Annotated in this window: 3 protein-coding genes; all 3 read right to left on the minus strand. The window is 58.5% G+C overall.

What is annotated here, in order from left to right:
• Nucleotides 1-133: 133 nt before the first annotated feature.
• Nucleotides 134-910 (minus strand): 3'-5' exonuclease, encoded by a 777-nt coding sequence (locus ACFFAR_RS31245; protein ID WP_086383000.1) that lies wholly within the window; start codon nucleotides 908-910, stop codon nucleotides 134-136.
• Between the two features lie 65 nt (nucleotides 911-975).
• Entirely contained in the window at nucleotides 976-2,067 is a 1,092-nt protein-coding gene (gene rpoS, locus ACFFAR_RS31250; protein WP_174365552.1) for an RNA polymerase sigma factor RpoS, read from the minus strand.
• 11 nt (nucleotides 2,068-2,078) lie between these two features.
• Nucleotides 2,079-2,239, minus strand: a 161-nt coding sequence (locus ACFFAR_RS31255; RefSeq protein ID WP_174365551.1) for a peptidoglycan DD-metalloendopeptidase family protein, incomplete at its 5' end; no start/stop codon positions are given.

Genomic DNA, 2,239 nt, shown 5'->3' on the forward strand with positions numbered 1-2,239 from the left:
GCGATTGGATTTTTTACGAGCGCGAGGCACCTGCGGACTTCCTGACTGATATTTGAACTGCGATGGGGACTGACGTCGAAGGGCAGGATTGTAAACGATGCGGGTACGGCACTCGCCTGATGCTGCGGGAGGTTTATTGACCGAACGCCGCGAGATATTCCGCCCAGTGCGGCGCCGGCTCGAGCGCAAGGGCGTTCTTCACGACGTTGATTTCATCCGCATATTCTTCCTGCGAAAAACCGCCGCGCATCAACTGGAACCGGCAATACATCAGGTACGTATTGACCACGTCGGTCTCGCAGTAATTGCGGATTTCTTCGAGTCGTCCCTCCGAGAACGCCTGCCAGACCTTGCCACCGTCCATGCCGAGTTTCCCCGGAAAGCCGCAGAGCTTAGCCAGCGCATCGAGCGGAGCGTTCGCGCGGGCCTGGTACATCGCGAGCACGTCCATGAGGTCGGTGTGACGCGCGTGATAGCGGCTGATGTAGTTGTTGTAGCGGAATTCGCGGTCATCGTTTCCGAGGTCCCAGTACCGCGAAGCCGCTACGCCGTGGATCATCGCGCGATAGTGCAATACCGGCAGATCGAAACCGCCGCCGTTCCACGAAACCAGTTGTGGCGTGTACTTCTCGATCACGCGAAAGAACGACTGGATCAGCGTGGCTTCGGTGTCCGTCGTAGTACCGAGCGAGCGCACGCGAAATCCCGTGTTATCACGAAACACGCACGAAATGGCGGCGATGCGCTGCAGATGGTGCGGCAGGAAGTCGTTGCCCACACGCTCCCGGCGCGCGGCGAATGCGTGCTCGGCGACTTCGGCGTCGGTGAGCGTGGCGGAGAGATCTTCGAGACGGCGAATGCCGTCGACATCGGGAATCGTCTCGATATCGAAAACGAGAATGGGTGTCATTGCTTTATTGGATGCTGCGTTTTTAAGGAAAGCGCTGACCGGGCCGCCGCCCGGATTGCGAAAGGCTAGAGAACAGCGTCTTTGCGCACACCGTTCGATGCAAAAAATCGCTTTAGCCGCACTAGCGCTTCTTGCTGGATCTGGCGTACGCGTTCGCGCGTCAGGCCCATTTCGTCGGCGAGTTCTTCGAGCGTGGCCGGCTCGATGTGGTTCAGGCCAAAACGTCGCTCGATGACGTGCCGGTGTTTGTCGGAGAGACGCGAAAGCCAGAGCTTGGTCAGCGTTTCCAGTTCACGATGCTGAACTTCGGAATCGGGCGACTGGCTGGCGTCGTCGGAAAGAAGGTCCAGCAAACTGCTTGCCGGGTCCAGATCGAGCGGCGCGTCCAGCGACGCTGTGTGTTCGTTCAGCGCGAGGATGTCGGTAACTTCTTCAGGCGTCTTCCCGGTGAGATGCGCGATGTCGTCAATGCTTGCGTCGCGCCTGTCCGGCGCGATTGCCGCAGTGGAATTCGCCGAGCTTTTCTCGAGATGACGTTTCGCGCGCAGCACCTGATTGAGCTCGCGAATCACATGCACCGGCAAACGCACCGTACGCGCCTGATTCATGATCGCGCGCTCGATGCTCTGGCGAATCCACCACGTGGCATACGTAGAAAACCGGAAACCGCGCGTGGGATCGAATTTTTCGATGGCGTGCATCAGGCCGAGATTACCTTCCTCGATCAAGTCGAGCAACGGGACGCCCCGATTCAGATAACCCTTCGCGATGCTGACCACCAGCCGCAAATTGCGTTCGATCATCACCTGCCGCGCCTCGAACTCGCCGGCTTTCGCAAGCCGCGAATAACGCTGCTCTTCTTCGACCGTCAAGAGCGGCTTGACGCTGATGCGATTCAGGTAATGCTGGATGGTGTCGGCAGTGAGTTCCGCCTGCAGGATCGATTTGAAGTCGTCAACGTCGGGCACGGTATCGTTTGCGCCCTCCGCTGCTTCCTTGCGGTTAGATCCGTTGTCTTCGTCGCTATCCAGCTCGGCTTCAGCCGCTTCGGATTCCGACTCGTCAGCGTGGTTCGAAGCGCCGTCTTCCACCGTTGTCTGCGTGGGTCTGATTAAATCAGTCTCGGCTTGCGGCGGATGGCGCTTCGATTTAGGCATGATGATTTCGCTTATTGCGGCGGCAAATACGTCAGAGGGTCGACAGGTTTGCCCTGCCGGCGAACTTCGAAATGCAACATCACACGGTCCGAATCGCTGCTGCCCATCTCGGCGATCTTCTGCCCTTTTGTCACCGCGTCACCTTCTTTTACCATCAAAGCGCGGTTATGTG

Origin of the sequence: uncultured Caballeronia sp. (assembly GCF_964243625.1) — a bacterium.
In the GTDB taxonomy this organism is placed as follows: domain Bacteria; phylum Pseudomonadota; class Gammaproteobacteria; order Burkholderiales; family Burkholderiaceae; genus Caballeronia.